Raw genomic sequence first — 19,990 nt, forward strand, 5'->3', positions numbered from 1 at the left:
GCTATGTGGAAGCAATGTAGGACGGGCCCGGCCAGCCCGTCAAGGGAGTGCCGGGATGTGCGAATGCGCCACGCCGCGGACGCGGTTGGTGGACCATGGACCGCGGAGCCCCCGACAGGCCGCCGGGGATTTCGTCCGGCGCGGGATGGAGCCCGTCGTGGTACGCGTCCGCGCGGACCCGCGCCGCCAGGGAGGTGGGGGCGGATGAACGGTGACGGAGTGCCGGTGCGCTGCCCCACCTGTCGGCGCGATCACGTCTATGTGCCGCCCGCCTACCCCTGTGCGTGCGGCACCCCGCTCGCGCCCCCCATACAGCGCGGCGCGGCACCCTCCCCCATCACCCACCGCACCTGGACGGACACCTGGGTCACCGTCCGGTGCCGGGCCTGCGGTCGCCAGAGCCAGTGGCCCCAGCCCGAGCTGGGCTGCTCCTGCGGGTCGGTCCTGAGGATGCCGGTGCGTCCCGTGACGGCCCCGCCCGGATCCCCGGCCCGGCCCCGGCCCGCCGCGCCGGCGCGCGCCGCGTTCCGGCCGCTCACCATCCGTACGGCGCGGGACGCGGTGACGACGGCGGGGCTCTATCTGACCTGGCTCGGCTTCAGGGACGTACTCCACGCCGAGCCGCGTCCGGCCTCCGGCATCGACCTGCGCGGGCGGGGCCTGGTCGCGCAGGTGGATCCGACCACCCGGCCGGCCACGCTCAGGGCCGTGGAGTGCCTGTGGCTGCACGCCATGGCGGCCTCGGCGCGCGGCGTCCACTTCTCACTCGCCGGGCACGCACCCGACGCCCGGCGCCGTGCCGACGAACTGCTGGTCCCGCTGTTCGTGCTCGATCTGACCGGCACCCCGCAGCCGGTCAACGCGGCGGCCTCGGGCCTGGTGACCGCGGGCGCCTGAGCACGGAGCGGGGGGTGGTGCGCGGCAGCCCGGGGGCCGGGCGCCACGTGCGGCCACCACGGGCGGCGGGCCGTGCGCGGCAGCCCGGGGCGGGGGCCCGCGCGCCGCGTCAGGCGCCGTAGCCCTCCCGCAGCTCCACCTTGCGGACCTTGCCGCTCACCGTCATCGGGAAGGCGTCGAGGATCCGCAGCAGGCGGGGGATCTTGTAGTGGGCGAGCCGCTCGCGGCAGTGCGCCGTGATCTCCGGGAGGGTGGGCGGATCGGCCGGGTCGCGCGGGATGACGCAGGCCAGGATCTCCTCGCCGTACCGCTCGTCCGGGACCCCGACCACCTGCACATCGGCGATCTTGGGATGCCGGTGGAGGAACTCCTCGATCTCGCGCGGGTACACGTTCTCGCCGCCACGGATGATCATGTCCTTGATGCGTCCGACGATCTCGACGTAGCCGTCCTCCCGCATCACCGCGAGGTCGCCCGTGTGCATCCAGCGCGCCGCGTCGATCGCTTCGGCGGTCCGTTCCGGCTCGTCCCAGTAGCCGAGCATCACGCTGTAGCCGCGGGTGCACAGCTCGCCCGCCTCGCCGCGCGCGACGGTGCCGCCGCCCGCCGGGTCGACGACCTTCACCTCGACGTGCGGCATGACCCGGCCGACCGTGCCGGTGCGCCGCTCCAGGTCGTCGTCGGTGCGGGTCTGGGTGGAGACCGGGGAGGTCTCGGTCATGCCGTAGCAGATGGACACGTCCGCCATGTGCATCTCGGCCACCACCCGCTTCATCACCTCCTCGGGGCACGGCGAGCCCGCCATGATCCCGGTGCGCAGTGAGGTGAGGTCGTACGAGGCGAAGCCCGGCAGGTTCAGCTCGGCGATGAACATCGTCGGCACCCCGTACAGCGAGGTGCAGCGCTCCCGCTGCACGGCCCGCAGGGTCGCCTCCGGGTCGAAGGACGGCGCCGGGATCACCACACAGGCGCCGTGCGAGGTCGCCGCGAGGTTGCCCATGACCATGCCGAAGCAGTGGTAGAACGGAACCGGTACGCAGATCCGGTCGGCCTCGGTATAGGCGAGCAACTCCCCTACGAAATAACCGTTGTTGAGGATGTTGTGGTGCGAAAGCGTGGCCCCCTTGGGGAACCCGGTCGTGCCCGAGGTGTACTGGATGTTGATCGGGTCGTCGCAGGACAACTCCCCTTCGCGCGCCTCCAGTTCACCGCCGTCCGGGCCCTCCCCCTCGGCCATCAGGCGGTCCCACCCGGTGTCGCCGAAGAACACGGTGCGGCCCAACCGGGGGCAGGCGGGGCGCACTTGGTCCACCATCGCCCGGTAGTCGCTCGACTTGTGGGCCGACGAGCCGAACAGGACCGACACACCGGCCTGGCGCAGCACGTACTCGACCTCGTGCACGCGGTAGGCCGGGTTGATCGTCACCATCACCGCCCCGATCCGCGCGGTCGCGTACTGGACCAGTACCCACTCGGGGCAGTTCACCGCCCAGATGCCGACCCGGTCCCCCTTGGCGACCCCGGCGCGCAGCAGGGCGCGCGCCAGCCGGTCCACGTCCGCGCCGAATCGGGCGTACGTCCAGCGCCGCCCCGAGCCGGCGTCGACCAGCGCCTCGCGCTCTCCGTACCGCCGTACCGCGCGGTCCAGACTGGCGCCGATCGTGTCGCCGAGCAGGGCGGTGTCGCTCACCCCGTGGGCGTAGGACTGGGTCACCATCGCAGCGCGCCTCGCTTCCTCGACCGGGGCCCCAGGATGCCCTGACCGGCCCTGACCTGCCTACCCTCGTGCGCCGGGAAGATCGACTCGGCCCGGCGGGGGTGCCGGGCCGGCGTCAGTTGACCCCGCGGTCGCGGCCCGACCAGTAGGGCTCCCGGAGCTTGAACTTCTGGATCTTGCCGGTGGCGGTGCGCGGAATGGCGTCCCGGAACTCGACGGACGTCGGCGCCTTGTAGCGGGCCACGCGCTCCTTGCAGTACGCGATGAGGTCGTCCTCCGTCACCTCCGCCCCCTCCGCCAGGACCACGAGCGCCTTGATCGTCTCGCCCCACTTCTCGTGCGGTACGCCGATGACGGCGACCTCGGCCACCCCCGGGTGACTGAAGAGCGCGTCCTCCACCTCGATCGAGGAGACGTTCTCACCGCCCGTGATGATGACGTCCTTCTTGCGGTCCGAAATGGTCAGGGTGCCGTCGGCGGGGTCGATGGTGCCGCCGTCGCCGGTGTGGAACCAGCCGTCCGCGAGGGCCGCCCCGGTCTCCTCGGGCTTCTCCCAGTATCCGTCGAGCACCACGTTGGAGCGGGCCAGGACCTCACCGGCCTCCGACACCTTGAGCCGCACACCGAGCGCCGGCACCCCGGCCCTGGACAGCTTGTGCGCCCGCTCCGCGGCGGAGAGCGCGGCGTCGGCGGCCCCGGCGCGGTTCATGGTGAGCAGCGGGGACGTCTCGGTCAGACCGTAGATCTGGCTGAACTCCCAGCCCAGTTCCTCGTCCATGCGCTGGATCATCCGGCTCGGCGGGGGCGCCCCCGCGCACACGACCCGCACCCGGTCGCGGCCCGGGATCTCGCCCCGCCACGACGCCGCGGCGTCCAGCACCATGTTCCACACCGCGGGCGCCCCGCACATCAGGGTGACGCCGTGCTCCTCAATCCGCCGCAGGATCTCGGCGCCGTCGACCTTGCGCAGCACGACCTGCTTCACTCCGAGCCCCGCCATCACATAGGGCATGCCCCAGCCGTTGCAGTGGAACATCGGCAGGGTGTGCAGGTAGACGTCGCGCTCCCACACCCGGGTGTGCAGACCGAACGTCAGGCCGTTGACCCAGATGTTGCGGTGGGTGAGCTGAACTCCCTTGGGGCGGGCGGTGGTTCCGGAGGTGTAGTTGATGGTGGCGGTGGCGTCCTCGTCGGGCCGGGACCACGGGCGCGGCTCCACACCGAAGCGCATGAGCGCGGACTCGGTCTCCTCGCCGAGCACGAACCGGTGGCGCGCCGTGACGCCGGACAGCGTCTCGTCGAGCTCCGGGTCGACGAGCAGGACCGAAGCCCCGCTCTGGCGCACCACGTACGCGACCTCCTCCGGCTGGAGACGGAAGTTGACCGGCACACAGATCCGCCCGCTCATCGGCACCGCGAAGAGCAGCTCCAGCATGCGCGCCGAGTTGTGGCTGACCACCGCGACGCGCTCCCCCTCACCGACGCCGAGCGCGTCGAACCCCGCCTGCCAGGCGCGCACCCGCTCGGCGAGCCGTCCATAGGTGAGCCCGGGGACGGGCGGGGCCGGCTGGTCCGGCTCGTCCACGACGCCGGTCACACCGGCGAAGCCGAGCTCCGCCCGGTCGAGGAAGTCCGAGACCGTCATGGGAATCCGCATCGCTCTCACTCCTGTGTCCCAAGATCCGCATCACCTGTCAGGTGGGGATTCTGGTACCTGGGGGCGCCGATGGCGGCCGAAACCCTGAATCGGCGCACGTCGGCCGCGCACGTCCACAGGACCAGACGCCGTACGTGCGGGCCGCCCATGGGGCGTCCACCCATGTGCGGGCCCTCTGTGTGCGGCGCGTCTACACGGGGACCCTCAGCATGGGGTGGATCTCCATGGGGCCGGTCCGGCACTTGTTCATCGCCTGGGCGCACCCCACAGGGGTGCGGTTGAATGACCGCCATGGTGTCGACCGATCGCTTTCTCGCCTTCGCCGCGATGTCCCTTCTGGTGATCGTGATCCCGGGTCCCAGCGTCCTCTTCGTGATCGGCCGCGCCCTCGCGCACGGCCGCCGCACCGCGCTCGCCACGGTGCTCGGGAACGTCCTCGGCTCCTATGTGCTGGTGTGCGCGGTGGCGCTCGGCATCGGGGCGCTGGTGGAGCGCTCGGCCTCGGTGTTCCTGGCGGTCAAGCTCGCGGGCGCCGCCTATCTCGTACTGCTGGGGGTCCAGGCGTACCGGCACCGCAAGGACATGCGACTGGGGGTGGCGGCGATCGGCGAGGTGGCGGCGAAGATCCGGCCGGCCCACGGCGATCTGCGTACCGTCGGGGACGGAGTGCTGGTGGGCGTCACCAACCCCAAGGGCATCGTGTTCTTCGCGGCGGTGCTGCCGCAGTTCGTGGACCACACGGCGGGACACCTGTCGTCGCAGATGCTGCTGCTCGGCCTGATCCCGATCACGATCGGCCTCATCACCGACACCCTGTGGGGCCTGGGCGCGGCGGCAGCGCGCGGCTGGTTCGCACGCTCCGAGCGGCGGCTCTCACTGATCGGCGGTGCGGGCGGCTTCGCGATGATCGGGCTCGGCGTGACGGTCGCGGCGACGGGGCGGGCGGACTGACGGGGGGGGCGGGCCGGGCGGCCGGGTCGGGGCGATGGGGTCGGGTGCCGGGGTTGGGCGATTCGGATCAGGTGACGGGGTTGGGCGATCGGATCGGGTGACGGGATCGGGCGATTCGGATCGACCGGCTCGCGTGTCGCCCCAGCCCCAGCCCCCTCCTCCCCGAAACCGGACGCGGAACCGGTCCTGTCTCGGACTCGTACGCGTACTGCACCTCGTACTCGTACTGCACCTCGTACTCGGCCACCCGGTGGGATGAAATCGGCGCGCGGAGGCGCCGGGGCGCGGCCGGCCGGGGCTCTCCGCCCGGACCTGCGACAGGATCGCGTCAATTTCGGCCACCTGGGAGTCAATGCCATGTCATTGCGGCAGACCGCGCCGGTGCCGGGGGCATAGCTTCGGGCGTACGGGCGCACGACGCGTACGGCATCCGCACTTCCGCACCGGAGGACACCATGGAAACCCTCACCCTTGAGGACGCCGACCCCGACGAACGCACCTCGGCAGGGCCGCTGTACGTGCCGGTTCGGCTCGGCTCTGCCGGAGGACACCAACTGCGCTTCCTGCGCGACGAGTTCGGCACGCGCACCGCGGTCGGATTCACCAGCCCGGACCGGCTGACCGCCGTCCTCGGCCGCGACCAGCGCTGGATCCGGCTCGCCGAACCCGCCCTGAGGGCGCTCTCGGCGCCGCTCGGTGTGGACCGCGTGACGGTCGACCCCCTGCTCACCCCACCCGCCCAGCACACCCGGCACGGCCAGACCCCGGCGCCGTGCGCCCGCCGTGACCCCGCCCTGAACCGCTGACGGAACCCGCAACGGAAGCGACGACGGCCGGGGGCGGTCCGGCGGCCCCACGTCAGCCCTGGTCCACGAACTCCCCGAACCGTACGTCGTAATCGGTGGCCGAGGTCATGCCGGCGAGCAGCCGCGCGCCTTCCTCGGCCACCGACGCGCGTTGTGCCCGGCCGAGGGCGTCGAACGCCTGCACCGTCAGCAGAGCGCCGCCGCCCTTCGTCTCCTCGATCCGCCAGATCCCGGCGAGGAATCCGTCGACGAGCAGGGTGCGGTGGGCCTGGTTGCCGCTCCAGCTGCGGCCCTTGTGAGCGGCGGGAACGAGGCGGGAGCGGTCGGCGTGCGAGAGGAGCACGTTGTCGAACTCGGGCAGGAAGCGCGGGGGTGCCGGAGCGTCCTCGTCCGGGCGGACAGCGTCCGGGAGGTCGAAGAGTTCGGTGCCGCGCTCGTCCCGGAAGACCGCCAGCCGGGGCCGCAGCCGCTCGAAGACGACACCGAGCCGGGTGAGCCCGGCCCAGGTCTGCATGTCCTTGACGGAGGCGGGCCCGAAGGCGCGGAGGTAGCGCAGCACGGTCTCGTCGGGGGCGGGGGCGGGGGTGAGGACCTGGGCAGGGGCAGGGCCGCGTTCGGTGGCGGGTGCGGTGGCGCGGGTGGGCGCGGTCTCGCGGGCGGGTGCGGTCGCGCGGGTGGCGCCCAGCCAGTGTTCGAGCGTCGTCAGCGCGACCTTCCCGCTGCGCCCCCACACCCCCCGCGGGGTGACCTGGACCAGCGGCAGCACACAGCGCGCGGCCACGGACAGCGCGAACGGATCGGCGTGCGGCCACTCCCGCCCCAGCGCCTCGCGCAGCTCCTTCATGGTGTGCGGGCGCTCCTCGACCAGCCCGCGCGCGAGCACCGCGAGGCGCTCCGTGTCGACCCCGGTGAGCCCGCTGCGGAAGGCGTGGAGCTCACGGCCGCGTGCGGGCTGGACGAGCGGGCGCAGGGTGAGGGCGTCGGCGGCGGTGTGGGTGTGCAGGGTCGACCGCATGGTCACCATGCGCACCACCTCGCGCGACTCCATCAGCTCCGCGAGCGCTTCGGGCCGGAAGCCGGAGAGCCGCGACCACAGGGCGAAGTACGGCGGCCCGACGTTCTGGGCCTGGAGCCCGAGGAGGTGGGCGACGGCGTCCTTGGGCGAGAGCGCCTCGCTGCGGCGCAGCAGGAGCTGACGTTCGAGGGTGGCGCGGTTGAGAGCGCGATCCGAGAGCGGGGGCGCTGCACTGGTGCCGGTCTTGAGGGCCATGGGGGGACGCTACCGACCGATGCGGCCAGAACCTGTCCGCAGGGCGGCCCTCACGGGCAGTCTCCGCCGGAGTGTGTGAGCGCCCAGAAATGACACCAGGAAGAGCCCGGAGACGGCACCAGGAGGAACGAAGCCCGCCCACCCCCCTCCCCACCACCTCGCCCCGCCTCCCCAGGCCGGTGTGAGGTATGCCGTATATCCTGCCCGAAGGGCATCTTGGACGCATACGGACCAGGCCACGGACCAGGCCATGGGCCGGGCCACAGACCTTGGTTTGACCGCCCCCGGGCTGGTGAAGGACCGAGCGGGAGGTGAGGACGTGCCCGAGCGAGGAGAGCGCTCCGCGGGGCCGTCGAAGAAGCACTCCTGGCGCAGACAGCCCACCCCGGACACCAGGCCCTCCCCCACACCGACCGGTCCCGCGACCACGGACGGCGTACGAGCGGGAGCCGGCGCGAGCGGCAAGGACTCCGGCGCCGCAGCCGGCGACATCCCGGTCGCCGGATCCGCCCCCGGGAGCAGCGTCGTCCAGTCGTCGCTGTACCGGGACGGCCGGCACACCGCGTCGCCCAGCACCCTCGCCGAGACGTTCCGCCGTCTGCGCGAGACGCCCGAGGGCATGGCGTGGATCGGCCTGCAACGGCCCTCGGAGGCCGAACTCCTTTCTCTGGCAGCCGAGTTCGACCTGCACGAGCTGGCGGTCGAGGACGCGCTCGAAGCCCATCAGCGCCCGAAGCTGGAACGGTACGGCGAGACCCTGTTCGTGGTGCTGCGCGCCGCCCGCTACCTGGACGCACCGGAGGAGGTGGACTTCGGTGAACTGCACGTCTTCGTGGGCCGGGACTTCGTCATCACCGTCCGCCACGGCGCGGCCCCCGACCTCTCGGCCGTCCGCCGCCGCATGGAGGACGACCCGGACCTCCTGGCCCTGGGCCCGGAGGCGGTCCTGTACGCGATCCTGGACGCGGTGGTGGACGGGTACGCACCGGTCGTGGCGGGCGTGCAGAACGACATCGACGAGATCGAGACGGAGGTCTTCCGCGGGGACCCGGAGGTCTCGCGCCGCATCTACGAACTCTCCCGCGAAATGGTGGAGTTCCAACGCGCCACCCGCCCCCTGGTGGGCATGCTGCACGCCCTGATGGCGGGCTTCGCGAAGTACCGCACGGACGAGGAACTCCAGCGCTCCCTGCGCGACGTCGCGGACCACGTGACCCACATCAGCGAACGAGTGGACGGCTTCCGCCAGGCCCTGACCGACATCCTGACGGTGAACGCGACCCTGGTGACGCAGCAACAGAACGCGGAGATGCGGGCGTTGGCGGAGGCGGGCTTCGAACAGAACGAGGAGATCAAGAAGATCTCGTCGTGGGCAGCGATCCTGTTTGCGCCGACGCTGGTCGGGACCATCTACGGCATGAACTTCGAGAACATGCCCGAGCTGAAGTGGGCCGGCGGCTACCCCTTCGCGATCCTCCTGATGGCAGTGGTCTGCGTGAGCCTCTACGTCATCTTCAAGAAGCGCGACTGGCTATAGACCACACAGCAACACTACTGATCAACTTAGCTCCTGCGAACGCTGAGAAATGGCCCGCACGACCCTCTGGGGTGAATCTGGGGAGAATCAGCGGACCGCCGATGCCGGGCGCTCCCCCGCACCTTGGGGCCAGCCCTCCCGCACCGCCGACCACCTTCAACGGCACACGGTTGCGGAGGGTAACGACAATGGGTGGCACAGCAGATGCTGTGCCACCCGTTGTCGCGACCAGGCCTGTCCTGTTTCCCTCTACGATTAGAAGCTGGCAGTCGTCCAACGACCTTGCCCGTGGGGCGTCGATGTCCGACTCCCTGTCTAGCCTGTCTCCGTGAAGCCCACCAATGACCGCCAGTTCCCCGCCGCGCTCGCCACCGCGATGGCCGTTCGATTCGACTACGCCGACGGAAAGACCGGCGTCGACTTCGAACCCTTCCCGGCCTTCCTGTCCGCTGCCGAGACCACCGACTGGTTTCAGGCGTGGACGGGGAACAGCGAACTGGACGGCAACGACTTCCGGGTGTTCGGACAGGACGGCACCGGCGGGTACGCCGCGATCTGGCTCATCCGCCCCGGCCGGCCACTGGCCGAGCAGCCCGTGGTCTTCCTCGGGTCCGAAGGAGAGACCGGCGTCGTCGCCCGCGACCTGGGCGACTTCCTGTGGCTCCTAGCCGACGGCTTCGGCCCCTGGGAAGCCGCCACCTCTTACGAGCCCGACTGGAAGGCGCACCCCAACCCGGAACTGGCAGCCATCGCCGAAGAATTCGCACCGCACCAGCGCCGGTCGGCGGCAGCCGTGATCGAGCTGGCAACCCGGGAGTTCCCCGACTTCGACGACACCATCACGGACCTCTGCCGCTGAACCCAGCGCCGCCGTCGCGGACGTTCACTCAAGTCCCCATGCCGACCTGCTGCATTCGAGCATCGCTGTAGCCTCTGGCCATGGGCCATGGCCCATGGGGAGGGCGAGGGCAGTCTGCACCTGGAGGCCCGCAAAATGCTGGCCACCGGACGGGACTGGGAGGAGGTCTTCGCCGAACTGGCCGCGCACACCAACGACTGGGGCCTCTCCGCAGGGCTGTATGTCCGGCCCTCGGAGCCCCCCCCAGGACGGACGCCGAAGCCCGAATCCGCGAGGTTCGACCCCTCTTCGACGAGTTCGAGGTGGGGGAGGAAGACCTCACCCCCTGGGGGCGCGTGCTCACCGTGGACCGGGTGCTGGACGGTCTCGGTGAGCGAATCCGGGACTTATTGTGGACCGCAGCTTGCGCCCGCGGAGACTTTCCTGACGGCATGATCCCCTGGTTCCGCACCGGGGAGCTGACGAAGGTCTTCCTGTTCTTCACAAAACGCGGTTCCGGGATGGGCAGGACTCCGCTCCCGAGTTCTGGGCGGCAATGATTACGGCCGAGGAACTGCTGGCGGCCGAGGACGGCTCGGACCAGACAGAGATGGCGGCGGGGCTGGAACCGCGCGGGGAGCATGCGACCTCCTTCGGTACGGGATCTCAGATGCTGACGTGAGAGGAGACCAGGGCCTGGGGTACGTGCCCGGGCACCGTGCCGAGCAGTGTGTCGATGACCGTGCGACCCTGCCGCCGACCTCCGGCATGAAGTGGGCGTAGGGGCCGAGGGCGACGGTCGGACTTGAGTGACCTAGCCGTCGGGCGAGCGTGAGGATGGACTCGCCCGCTTCGAGGAGGACCGAGGCGTAGGTGTGACGGAGCACGTGGAAGCCGTCCTTGCGCGAAGCGTTCCACCGCGCGTCCTTCTCCCGTACGGGAATGACTCCGGCCGCAGCGAGGGTCGAATACCAGGCCCCGTCGTTGAAGATGTTGGTGCGGATGGCGTTACCGTACGTCGTCGTGAGGACGAGCGGAAAGCCCTGCTTCTCCCGGTCGGGCTCCGGTCCGCCCCAGGGGAGCTTTACATCGACTGCCGGGTGGCCGAGGAAGCGCGCGGCCAGCTCCGTGGCCACCGACCGGGGCATGTCGACGATGCGCGTCTTGCCTACCTTGGGCACGGCGAAACCACCCAACCTGAAGTCCTGGGCTGGGTGGCGGCGGTCACGGGCGCCGGGCAGAACGGGCCTGCCGGTATCCGGAGCATCGCCTACGGCCCTGCCGATCGCCGGGCGCACCGGCATCGGCAAGACCCACCGAGCGTACGGCGCCGTCCGCTCACTGCTGGCCGCCGAAGTCCGCCTGCGCTGGCAGGCGATCACCTCCGCCGGCCTCAGCGCCCAGTCATCGTCAAGAAACGCGACTGGATTGCAGAGAGAATGTGGGGCGGCAAGCCGTCTCGGCAGCACCACATCGTCAACCACTACTTGGAAAGTCAGAGCGCAGCGAGACCCGGGCCCATGAGGCCCGGGTCTCTGCGAGGCTGGTTCACTCAGGGGTGCTCTGCACCAGATCTCGGGCTTTGCTCGCCCACTCTCCCATGCACGTGATGGCAGACGTCATCTGATTCACCGCGGTGGAGATGTCCTTCACCGGATTGCGAAGGTGTCGGCTCACACGGATCAGGCCGCCGGCAGAGGTGCCCAGGAAGCCGATCTGTGCCAGCCCCTCCTGAGCCGACTCGTCCAACGCAATGAGCTGTTCCAGAAACTCGTCCGTTCCCTCGCCACGCTCATCGAGCGGCGTCGTCTCGATGAGGCTCAACGCGGCCCTCACACCGCTGTCCAGAGTTTTCATCTGCTCCGCGAAAGCCGCGGAGACGGCGTTCATTTCCCCGGTCGGCGCACTGAGCGACCGCGCATACCGAGTCACAGCCGCGAGCCGTGCGCTCGCCGGGGCGTTGGCCTGGGTGAGGTCGAGGATCTCGATGTTGCCCTGTTCGGTCAGGGTTCCAATCGTCTCGATCGCCTTTGTGATCGCCTCCAGGTGGGCGGTCATCTCGTCCAGCCCAACTTCGATCGCGGCGAAGTCGTCGAGCAGGCCGGGCGGGTCCTCTTCACTCGTGTCCCCCGTGTTTCCCCCTGACTCAGGGGGCGACTGCCCGTCGACGGTCTGGAGCGCCCGCACCACCCGTGCAGGAGTGAGGAGCTCGAAGCCGTCCCTGATACCGACCTCCAGTGCGCTCTCGATCTCGCGCCGCGCACCGGCCAGATGACTGCGCGCCCGTTGGTACCGGATCGTCCTGATCGAGGCGATATCGAAGGGCAATTGCCCAGCCTCCCCGATGTGAATCGTCGGTTTGCCGGTGATGTGGCGCAGCCCCAGCTCGTACATCACGTTGGGGTTGCCACCGCTGACGTCCGCGATGACGAGGTCGGACTCGATGACATGCCGGCAGATCTGCTCGTTGATGTCACCGGCGTGCGCGATGCCGTCCGCGCGCACAGCGGCGATTTCGTACTTCTGGCAGGCAGGCGCGATCACCTGTTCGAAGATCCCCAGGTGGTACTCGTAGGCCTCCCGCTCCGGGCTGCCGTGCGCGGCGTACTGGTCGCCAATGGGGCCGACGACGAAACACATCCGAGGCCGGTCGGGTTCCGACCGACGTGCCTGCAACGCGTTCATACGAGGTCCTCCTTCTCGCGAGAGTGTGTTTCGTCGAGCCGGGCCGCGTGCGCGGCGCCGGCTTCCAGGTCGACGGCATACACCGGCCGTTCCTCGATACCGAGGGCGCGCAACAGGTACGCGGTCGGGATGCGGTACTGCCCGCCGACGCGCAGAACCGGGCAAGGGAACGTCCCGCGGCGGATCAGTTTGTACGCCGTGCCGGGACAGACTCCGAAGGCTCGGGCAGCGGTCCGGAGGTCGACACTCAGGGGAAGGTCGAAGGCCTCCGCGAAGCCCAGGGGCGGGCCGGACCGGGCGTTCACCGCCGAACCCCCATAGGGCTCAGCGCCAAGGTGCCGATGAGTTTCGAGTCCTTGTGGCGACGGGCCCGGAATACCAGGTCGGGCAAGCCTGCACAGTGTGCCAGTGCCCCGATCCGCTCCCCTTCTCGTCGGGTGCGCGAATCCGTAAAACGAAGTGTCGCGGCCAGCCCGTCAGGGCGTGGCGGGGGCGTGAGATGCAGTTCCCACTCATCGGTCAGCTGCTGTGGTACCGCTCGCAGTGCCGTGGCGCGGCGGGCCTCGGCGAAGCCTGCTACGTCGACAACGGGAACCTCCCTCCTGACTCGGTCGGCATAGGACCACATCCGGTTCACCGCCTCCTTGATCATGTGACCGCCCAGGTCCGGGCTCTCCGGATGCGCGCTGTCGAGGGCGCCGAGTACGGCCAGTACGGCCTCCGCCTCGAGATCGGCGCGCTCGACCCGCGACTGGCGCAGGATGCGACGCAGGTTGCGGTACAGGCCGGGAATCGTCAGCCAGACGACAAGTAAGCGGCCCGTGCCGACCCCACCCGCCGGTTCTTGCCTGGCCTCCGCGACCACCTGTCGCCAAATCGTTGCCCGCAATCCCTCGTCACGTCCCGGTCCGTACAGAACATTCCTGCATTCCTCCGGGGACAGCCGTACCGAACAGTGGCCGACACTCACCGCTAGGAGCCAGGGTGCACTTACGGATTCCTTCCGGAGGGCCCCCTCGATCAGGGAGAACGCTCCGCCCGGGTCAGTCCTGATCATGGTTTCTCCTTCTCCGGCCCCATCAGGCCGACATATGACAGCGCCGTGGCAGCCAGCTCGCAGGCACTCCCTAGGGCAGTCAGTGCCGATCGCGCAGCGGCGTGGCGCTTCCCCGAGATCGGGCTCGCTCCCTGGATCCGGCACCAGGCCGTTCGCGCGGCGATGTGCGGCAGGTAGACATTGATGACGCCATGCACGTCGTGGCCGACGTTCACCCCGTAGTCCGCCCACTGGGTGCTGTCCCCAGCAAGGTGGCGCGCGGCCTTGCCCGAATCGGTCACCACACGCGCCAGGGGTCGGCCGACCGGGACATCATGGGCACGCCGACGTTCACACCGCCGCTCACGTCCCCGCCGACGGCAGCACCTTGGTGAACGTGCTGAGAGAGGTTCGCCCGACCCTGGACGGGCGCTTGCAGCAACGGCAGCGGCTCGGTCACTTCTTCCACGACCGGCCTGATGCCGTCGGGGCCGTGCCCGGGCACGCGGATCCAGCCGTAGCCTCCGAACTCCTTGACCTGCACGTGGGCACGGACGTACTGCGCCGGGTCGAGGCCAGGGTTCCCGAGCCGTACAACGTCCTGGTACAGCCGATCCGACACGATGACGGCGAGGTCGGCCGAGGTGTAAGCGGCCAGCACGGCTTTCAACTGAGGGGCGTTCACGTAGCGTGCCACGGCGACCGGCGCAGGTCCGGCGTGACCAAGAGTGGCGTCCGTGGCGACACCAACGTCGATGGCCAGCCGCAGCCTGATCCGCGGGGTCTCCGGACGGGCGTTGAGCGTGCTCAGGCAAGCCGACAGGTGGTGCACGAAGGGCCCCAGCACGGTGGCTTCCGGGGTGTCCGCGGGAAGTACGGCGAACTCCATGTCGCCTTGCGGTTGGCGGGCCCATGCCGCACGGTCCAGTCCGGTCAGCCTCGCCGCCTCGTCCAGCAACCGGACCAGGTGGGCCTGAGTGACCGACTGGGTCCGGGTGTCGAGACGGCTGTACTTCTCCACGTCCGCCGCCAGGCACAACCGACGGGACGGGATGACGTCCGGGAGCGAAGGGGAGGCAGATTCGTTCATGACAGATCGTCACCTTCCAATGCTTGTTGGGTGCGGTGCAGCCAACTGTGCGAGGAAGGAGGCAGAGCAGTCCACAAACCCGCATTAATGCGGGTTTGTGGCTGTGGCGCTACGTGGCTGGCATCCTGAGCAGTGCTACTTCCTGCAGTCGGGCCAGGTCCCGCACCTGAGTCCGCCGTTCGCCGGTGAAGATGAGCCCGTCCTCACGGAGCTGGCGAAGTGTCTTCTGCACGGTGTTCGTTTTGGCACCGGCGAGCGCGGCAAATTCGGCCTGGGACAGGTTCACCTCGATCCGCAGCGAGTTCAGGCCCGGCTTCCTCTGCGCCAAGGCCAGTTCGACCAGTACCCGAGCCAGCCGAACCAGCACCGGGTGCCTACCGAAATCCAGGCGCCAGCGGTCCGAGCGGCGCAATCGGCTGCCGATCACCCGCTTGAGGGCCAATTCCGCTTCCGGGTTGGCCCGGAGGAAAGGCAGCAGTTCGCACCTGGGGACCACGGTGGCGACCACGTCGCCACAGGCGGTAACCGTCGCCGACCTCGGCCCGAAATCCATGGCTGCTACCTCACCGACCACCTCCCCTTCGACCCTGATGTCCATAAGGGCTGATCCGTCACCGTCCAGACGGCCGGTCACCTTGACCACCCCCTGGTGGAGCAGCATCAACTCCTGCGCGCGGTCGCCCTCATTGATCAGCACGTCCCCCACGGCGAAGGTGTTCCGGGTCCCAAGCAGCGCGAAGGCCGTGCGCGCCCCATCCGGCAGGGTGTCGAGAAACGGCGCGTGACCATGCATGTTCGAGCCGTGCATCATGTGCAAAGCAGAGCACGCCGTCGGCGCCGTGGCCCGCATTTCCGCTCGGGCCAGAGGTACACCGAACGCACCTTGGGGCGCACAGCGGCGCACGGCCGGAGCACTCATCGTTCTCCTCGTGAAGGAGCTCAACCCCGGTCGGCGCTGCCGATCGCTTGGGCCACGCCAAAAGATCCCCGGAGCAGCATCTGGTCCAGCAGGTCCAGGATCTCGGACCGCCGCGCAGCTGAGCCCGCCTGGGTGTGGGCGCGCACCAGTAGCTCCCCGACGTGGTGCGCATCAGCCGCGGCACCGGTCCTGATGTCGGCGGATGCCGCACCGAACACGTCGAGGAATCGCCGCACACATGCCAGTACCAGCACATCGACCCTGTCAGGGGCCTGCTCAAGTGTGATCAGCAACTGGGGCAGGGCCAGCTCGAAAGTTCCAGAATCAATGAGTGCGGTCAGCGTCCGGCGGACGGGCCCCAACCGGTGGCCCCGCAATGCGCTTGCCACGGCCGCGGCAGCTCCCCGGACGTCCTCGTCCGGATCGTGGAAGAACCGGACGAGTGCGTGATGCGCCAGGGCCGCGTCCCCGGTGTTCACAAGGCGCTGAGCACACACGTCCGCGGCGCCTTGTCGCTGCGCGCCGTCGCTTCCGGCCAGCACTCTGACCAGCAGATCCGGCGCCTCCCACTCCATCGCTGCCAACGCGGCGACCTGCCCGCCGATCCGTCGCACCGCCGCCACCGAGGAGTCCAGCATCCTTTCCATCACCGGCCTGGCCGCCACTGGGTCTCCATGGCACAACGCCACGAAGAGACGGAACACGTGTGGTGAAGCCAAAAGGTGATCCCGGGCTCGGATGAGCTCGGTGAAGGCCTCGGCCACCGCAGTGCGGTCGAACCTCATTGCCGCGTCCAGCACGTTAGCCACGCATGCTCGGACGGCGAGCGAGGGGTCTGCGGCCAGCCTGCTCAGACGAGGTACCACCAAGGCTGCCCGGGAGCCGTCCGCATCGTGGACCAACAGGTAGCCCAGGCTTTCGGCAGCGCTGCCGCGCACGGTGTTGATCCCAGCAGTCAGCAGGTCCCGCTCCACATCGTCTTCGTCCTCGCCGACCGTGTCACCGGCGTCCTCGGAACCGAGCGCGCGATCCAGCAGCACCTCGAAGAGATCGAGGGGCAAACCGGCCAGGTACTTCTGTACAGCCCATCCGAGCCAACGGTCGTGTGCCGGCCGACCTTGGCGTGCGAGATGACGGATCGCTGCGAAGACGCTGTCCGTATCGGCATGGGGCTCCGCATAACCGAGACCAAGCAGTAACGCCGCTCCGTACGCAGGGTTCAGCCCGGCGTGCATCCGCAGAGCGAGGCGCGCGAAACGGCCGGGGTCCGCCGCCGTCATGCTCTGCAGCACGTGTGACAGCTCCCGGGCCCCGCCTGTGAGCGTCGCCCAGTCCGTGCGGTCCTGACTGTGCTTTCTCATGGCGCCCAGCCACTGATCGTCGGTCATACGCTGAGCCACCTCCGACGAGATCGGCGGCCCGATGAATCCTGCCGTCGCCCCACTCGGTGCCTCAGGCTCCCGCTTGTCATCGTGAAGCCTTCGGAGCTCTCCGAGCCTGCGGGCCGCCCGACCGGAAAGCCGGCCCTCGGGAAGCGCCGTCAGCAGAGTGAACTCATGCCAGGGCGCAAGCTCGTCGTCTGGAGGAAGACGCAGATGGAGGAGCGCACGCTCCAGCTGCGCGACAGTGGCGTCGGACAAGGCGTCGCCAATGGCACGCAGGACTTCTCGGGCACCCCATGCAACATTGGACAGATGGCCGGACAAAAATCGATGTCTGCCCTGTAACAGGATCTCCGCAGCCCACTCAGCCAGGGCGGGGCCTGCCCCGATCAGGGCATGGTAGAGGAGCCACTGTGCCGCATCGAACGGCAGGTCCGCGAGTCTCGCTACAAGCTCTCGTACGCGAGCAGGGTCTTGGTCCCCCAGGATTCGCAGAGCCGTTTCCGTGCTCCGGAACAGGGCGTCACCCAACTCGCTGGGGTCGTCATCTGGGTTACGGAAGCCGAAGTGTTTGTCGTTGACCGGACAACACGCGCGCGATGGAATGGCCGTTGCCGCCATGACGTCCAGGAGCAACGGAAGGAAGCGGACGCAGAAATCCTCGGGAGCCCCCAGAGCGGCAGCCTTGACCACACGAATCGCTGAGTAGTCCCGGTTGCGTAGGACGGTAACTCTGCCGTCGTGATCGAGTTGGAGGGAATCCGGACGGTCCGGCACCAGAGCACCGATCAACTCCACTGCCCAACCAGGTTGCTCCTCGACCAGATCACTCGCTGAGATCCAGATGAGGTGCTCGTGTCCGGAGAGAAGCCCGGTTCGTACACCGATCAGGAGGAGGTCGAAAAGCCTCCTGCTGTCAGCGAAGCGACCGAATCGCACGATCCACGCCAGCCAGTATGGGAACTGAGGATGCGACGTGTGCGGTTCCAACAGGCGGGCCACTCGGTCGGGAGAAGCCTCGGCGCCCGCGGCCATCATTCGCACGGCCCAGTCGCGCTCCCTCGCGTCGGCACTGATCAGCCAGTCATCGAACACCGACTCATCATCCGCGCGGCGGAACCATGCTGCCTTACTGACCGCATTCACAAGCTGCAAATGGAAAGGAGGGCGGGAGTCCAGGACACGTGAGACAGCCCCCCACTCGCTGGCAGTGGGATCCTCAAGACCGTGAAGCACCGCCAAAATCAGGTCTTTGAGGTGATAACGGATATCCGGACTGGTCAGCAACGCCTCCACCTCATCGGCGAAGCGCTCCGGATCCAGGTCCCGCAGATGGTCGAGAACCTGCCTCACTTGTCCCCGGCGGAAGAGCTCCTGCTCCCCATCGACGAGAAATGCGACCAGGCTCTCATCGCGCCGGAGCCAGTCGCGGGCAAAGGCGTAGTCGAAGAAGCTCTCATGGAAGAAAGCCAGTTGTCTGCCGTCTCGCACACACACGTGCTCCGACACCAACACGTCCCCGCTTACGGCGAGGTCGTCCGCATCGAGCACGCTGTCCGGTACGAAGAGCCGCTGCCTCGTGCTCATGGCCGTCATGACGGCCGACACCGCCTCGTGGAACCGCACGGACGGCTGACGACGCATGCACTCCTTCCGTTTGTTGTTCCAGAAGGCGTCGAACAGCTGCCGGGTAGTACGGAAGGAAAGGGCTTCCTCCTGACCGGCGATCTGAGCCAGAAGGACCAGATGCAACGGAGAGCGCAGCAAGCCGCGCTGCGAAGGCGTCAACGGGAAAGCACCGAGGCCCATGCTCTCGATCGCGGCATCGACCTGTGCATCGGAGAGCCGGTCGACTGAAATACATGTGGAACGGTCCAATGCCGTGAGTTGACGGATCCTGTGATCGGCGTGAGCATCGAATGTCCGGCACACGAGCACGACGCGCATGGCAGGGTGCGCCATCGCCTCACCGATCAGATCGGCCACCACGTCGAACGTGTCCGGGATGCGCCCCGAGGCCAAGCTGACCGCGTCGAGCTGGTCCACGATCAGCACACACGGGCGCCCGTTCGCCGCGGCTCCTAGCGCAGTGACCGGTGATGTGACCAGACCGACGCTTCGGCCCAGCTCATGGGTCGTAGTAAAGGGAGCCAGGCGGTCGAGACGGAACCCGAGCACGGGGATACCCAGCTTGGTCAGGGCAGTGAAAGCCTGGTGCAGCACTGCACTCTTTCCGCTGCCGGCGGCACCCGTGAGAACTACGGTCTGCCGTACGTCACTCGCAAGGACCTTCACGAGCTGATCAGCTGCTTCGCGGGGGATCTCGGGGCGGAGCAGCGCACGTTCGACGCTCGCTGCCCACCGACGCGTCGCCTCGCTCGCCACGTCCCCCGCCTTGTCCCCGCTCGTCCCTCTGACCTGCCTCAGCCCATACTCCTCCAATCGGGCGATGATGGCCGGGGCATCGAGAGTGGTCCCCAGATTGTTCAGCAAGAGGTCGCCGAGTGCGACGGCGGCAAGGCGCCCTGGAGCCCCAGCAAGGACCTGTTCGGCCAGGACCGCATTGATGTTCACGATGTCCCGCTCGTTGTGCCATTCCACCCAGAGGCTTCTCAGCATGCGCCAGGCCATTTCGACCGAGCCATAGACATCGAGCGCGGCCAATGCCTGAAAAGGCCCTCTGAGCCCATCCGTCAGCCAATCGCCTTCGAAGGACGGAAAGTCGTCGGAGCGTCGGGCGCGGTCGGCCAGTTCGTCGAGCTCACGGGCAGGAAGCAGAGAAACGAAGTGAAATGCGCGGCCCGCCTCGGCGTGGGATCGGAGACTGTTCCAGACCTGTTTGCCTCGGAGGGAAGCAACATTCCAACTGTTGGCGTTCCGGTTCTGGCGCTTGACCTGGTGGACCTGCGTCACTCCGTCATGCCGGTAAACGAACTCGATCCCGTCGCCCGAGGGGGAACCCGGTTCCAGAGTGAGCGATGTACCTCTGCCCAACAGCACGTACAGGGCATGCCTGACGGTCCAGGCACCCTCGTAGCGGTTGCCGAACTTGTCCGTCTCGCCCCCCGGCCGCGGTGCCACCTTTACTCCCCTCCACACCCCAGAAGGCTGCGTCAGACGCGCGCCTGCGCCGGACGGTACCGCAGATACCGTGCATTGCAGGGGGTATTGGGCGCACCCGTCCTCTCCCTTTGAAGCCAGCCCC

Annotated in this window: 15 protein-coding genes; 5 read left to right on the forward strand and 10 right to left on the reverse strand. The window is 68.8% G+C overall.

Annotation, left to right across the window (positions count from 1 at the left end):
- The first annotated feature begins 204 nt into the window (after positions 1–204).
- Positions 205–897, forward strand: a complete 693-nt coding sequence (locus tag ACGF3I_RS09750; RefSeq protein WP_393130094.1) for a hypothetical protein — start codon at positions 205–207, stop codon at positions 895–897.
- Positions 898–1,006: 109 nt separating this feature from the next.
- Here ACGF3I_RS09750 and ACGF3I_RS09755 read toward each other — a convergent pair whose 3' ends face one another.
- Both ACGF3I_RS09755 and ACGF3I_RS09760 read right to left on the reverse strand, forming a co-directional pair.
- Positions 1,007–2,614, reverse strand: a complete 1,608-nt coding sequence (locus tag ACGF3I_RS09755) for an AMP-binding protein (protein ID WP_393130095.1) — start codon at positions 2,612–2,614, stop codon at positions 1,007–1,009.
- Between the two features lie 115 nt (positions 2,615–2,729).
- A complete protein-coding gene (locus ACGF3I_RS09760; protein ID WP_393130096.1) occupies positions 2,730–4,271 on the reverse strand; it encodes an AMP-binding protein in 1,542 nt (513 codons plus the stop codon).
- A 291-nt stretch (positions 4,272–4,562) separates the two neighbouring features.
- Between ACGF3I_RS09760 and ACGF3I_RS09765 the strand changes: the two genes are divergently transcribed.
- Both ACGF3I_RS09765 and ACGF3I_RS09770 read left to right on the forward strand, forming a co-directional pair.
- On the forward strand, positions 4,563–5,222 hold the full coding sequence (locus ACGF3I_RS09765; RefSeq protein ID WP_393130097.1) for a LysE family translocator: 660 nt from the start codon (positions 4,563–4,565) through the stop codon (positions 5,220–5,222).
- Between the two features lie 455 nt (positions 5,223–5,677).
- A complete protein-coding gene (locus tag ACGF3I_RS09770) occupies positions 5,678–6,028 on the forward strand; it encodes an SAV_915 family protein (RefSeq protein WP_393130098.1) in 351 nt (116 codons plus the stop codon).
- A gap of 52 nt (positions 6,029–6,080) precedes the next feature.
- Here the strand turns inward: ACGF3I_RS09770 and ACGF3I_RS09775 are convergent, their stop codons facing one another.
- Complete coding sequence (locus ACGF3I_RS09775; RefSeq protein ID WP_393130099.1) at positions 6,081–7,298, reverse strand: winged helix DNA-binding domain-containing protein; 1,218 nt, start codon at positions 7,296–7,298, stop codon at positions 6,081–6,083.
- Positions 7,299–7,617: 319 nt separating this feature from the next.
- Between ACGF3I_RS09775 and ACGF3I_RS09780 the strand changes: the two genes are divergently transcribed.
- Together ACGF3I_RS09780 and ACGF3I_RS09785 are read left to right on the forward strand one after the other, a co-directional pair.
- Positions 7,618–8,835: a magnesium and cobalt transport protein CorA gene (locus ACGF3I_RS09780; protein WP_393130100.1), complete on the forward strand. Its 1,218-nt coding sequence runs from the start codon at positions 7,618–7,620 to the stop codon at positions 8,833–8,835.
- A gap of 328 nt (positions 8,836–9,163) precedes the next feature.
- A complete protein-coding gene (locus ACGF3I_RS09785) occupies positions 9,164–9,694 on the forward strand; it encodes an SMI1/KNR4 family protein (RefSeq protein ID WP_393130101.1) in 531 nt (176 codons plus the stop codon).
- Between the two features lie 1,527 nt (positions 9,695–11,221).
- Here the strand turns inward: ACGF3I_RS09785 and ACGF3I_RS09790 are convergent.
- The 7 genes from ACGF3I_RS09790 to ACGF3I_RS09820 form a co-directional block, all read right to left on the reverse strand.
- On the reverse strand, positions 11,222–12,358 hold the full coding sequence (locus ACGF3I_RS09790) for a hypothetical protein (protein ID WP_393130102.1): 1,137 nt from the start codon (positions 12,356–12,358) through the stop codon (positions 11,222–11,224).
- Entirely contained in the window at positions 12,355–12,663 is a 309-nt protein-coding gene (locus ACGF3I_RS09795; RefSeq protein ID WP_393130103.1) for a helix-turn-helix domain-containing protein, read from the reverse strand. Before ACGF3I_RS09795 ends, ACGF3I_RS09790 begins: the two co-directional genes overlap by 4 nt.
- Positions 12,660–13,415, reverse strand: coding sequence for a hypothetical protein (locus tag ACGF3I_RS09800; RefSeq protein ID WP_393130104.1), 756 nt, complete (start codon positions 13,413–13,415; stop codon positions 12,660–12,662). Before ACGF3I_RS09800 ends, ACGF3I_RS09795 begins: the two co-directional genes overlap by 4 nt.
- Positions 13,412–13,699 carry a hypothetical protein gene (locus tag ACGF3I_RS09805; RefSeq protein ID WP_393130105.1) on the reverse strand — a complete coding sequence of 96 codons (288 nt, stop codon included), beginning with the start codon at positions 13,697–13,699 and terminating at the stop codon, positions 13,412–13,414. Before ACGF3I_RS09805 ends, ACGF3I_RS09800 begins: the two co-directional genes overlap by 4 nt.
- Positions 13,693–14,484 carry a hypothetical protein gene (locus ACGF3I_RS09810; RefSeq protein WP_393130106.1) on the reverse strand — a complete coding sequence of 264 codons (792 nt, stop codon included), beginning with the start codon at positions 14,482–14,484 and terminating at the stop codon, positions 13,693–13,695. The genes ACGF3I_RS09805 and ACGF3I_RS09810 overlap by 7 nt, the downstream gene beginning before the upstream one ends.
- 109 nt (positions 14,485–14,593) lie before the next feature.
- The gene (locus ACGF3I_RS09815) at positions 14,594–15,295 is read right to left on the reverse strand and encodes a Crp/Fnr family transcriptional regulator (RefSeq protein ID WP_393130107.1); all 702 of its coding nucleotides are present in this window, start codon (positions 15,293–15,295) and stop codon (positions 14,594–14,596) included.
- A 128-nt stretch (positions 15,296–15,423) separates the two neighbouring features.
- The gene (locus ACGF3I_RS09820) at positions 15,424–19,866 is read right to left on the reverse strand and encodes a hypothetical protein (protein ID WP_393130108.1); all 4,443 of its coding nucleotides are present in this window, start codon (positions 19,864–19,866) and stop codon (positions 15,424–15,426) included.
- Between the last annotated feature and the right edge of the window lie 124 nt (positions 19,867–19,990).

Origin of the sequence: Streptomyces sp. NPDC048111, from assembly GCF_043202815.1 — a bacterium.
Lineage (GTDB): Bacteria > Actinomycetota > Actinomycetes > Streptomycetales > Streptomycetaceae > Streptomyces.

Bases quoted from the DNA above. Each gene is read 5' to 3' on its own strand.
- ACGF3I_RS09760 (WP_393130096.1), bottom strand. From the start codon at position 4,271: ATGCGGATTCCCATGACGGTCTCGGACTTCCTCGACCGGGCGGAGCTC.
- ACGF3I_RS09750 (WP_393130094.1), top strand. From the start codon at position 205: ATGAACGGTGACGGAGTGCCGGTGCGCTGCCCCACCTGTCGGCGCGAT.
- ACGF3I_RS09770 (WP_393130098.1), top strand. From the start codon at position 5,678: ATGGAAACCCTCACCCTTGAGGACGCCGACCCCGACGAACGCACCTCG.
- ACGF3I_RS09800 (WP_393130104.1), bottom strand. From the start codon at position 13,415: ATGATCAGGACTGACCCGGGCGGAGCGTTCTCCCTGATCGAGGGGGCC.
- ACGF3I_RS09810 (WP_393130106.1), bottom strand. From the start codon at position 14,484: ATGAACGAATCTGCCTCCCCTTCGCTCCCGGACGTCATCCCGTCCCGT.
- ACGF3I_RS09755 (WP_393130095.1), bottom strand. From the start codon at position 2,614: ATGGTGACCCAGTCCTACGCCCACGGGGTGAGCGACACCGCCCTGCTC.
- ACGF3I_RS09815 (WP_393130107.1), bottom strand. From the start codon at position 15,295: ATGATGCACGGCTCGAACATGCATGGTCACGCGCCGTTTCTCGACACC.
- ACGF3I_RS09765 (WP_393130097.1), top strand. From the start codon at position 4,563: ATGGTGTCGACCGATCGCTTTCTCGCCTTCGCCGCGATGTCCCTTCTG.
- ACGF3I_RS09790 (WP_393130102.1), bottom strand. From the start codon at position 12,358: ATGAACGCGTTGCAGGCACGTCGGTCGGAACCCGACCGGCCTCGGATG.
- ACGF3I_RS09775 (WP_393130099.1), bottom strand. From the start codon at position 7,298: ATGGCCCTCAAGACCGGCACCAGTGCAGCGCCCCCGCTCTCGGATCGC.